Below are 545 nucleotides of genomic sequence, written 5' to 3' on the forward strand. Positions count from 1 at the left end.
GAGTTCCCCTCATTAAGCTATGTATTCACTTAATGATACTTAGACATTACTCTAAGTGAGTTTCCTCATTCGGAAATCTTCGGATCAAAGTTTACGTGCAACTCCCCGAAGCTTATCGCAGCTTATCGCGTCCTTCATCGGCTCCTAGTGCCAAGGCATCCGCCCTGCACCCTTAATAACTTGACCAGTTAAAAAGGTTTGATAGATTAGAAGCTATCAACTTCGATAATTTTTAAAAGTTATCAGCTTTATATATTACAAATTAGATGTCATATCACTAAATATATATATGCAGTTTTCAAAGTGCTAACGCACAGCGCCAACAGATAAATCCTGTTGCTTAAAGTGCTAACGCACGTCGCCAACGAATAAATTCCGTTGCTCAAAGTGCTAATTGAGTATTCGTAAAAACGAACCCTCAAAATTAAACAGTAGGCAATTCTCCTTAGAAAGGAGGTGATCCAGCCGCACCTTCCGATACGGCTACCTTGTTACGACTTCACCCCAGTTATTGATTCCACCTTCGACGACTTCTTCCAAAAGGT

Annotated in this window: 2 rRNA genes; both read right to left on the reverse strand. The window is 40.4% G+C overall.

Annotated elements, in window-relative coordinates:
* Positions 1-186: ribosomal RNA gene (locus IC218_RS21605) — 23S ribosomal RNA — on the reverse strand; the annotation flags it as partial.
* Positions 187-449: 263 nt separating this feature from the next.
* A 16S ribosomal RNA gene (locus tag IC218_RS21610) occupies positions 450-545 on the reverse strand; the annotation flags it as partial.

The sequence above is a fragment of the Clostridioides sp. ES-S-0005-03 genome (assembly GCF_020658455.1).
Taxonomy (GTDB): domain Bacteria; phylum Bacillota; class Clostridia; order Peptostreptococcales; family Peptostreptococcaceae; genus Clostridioides.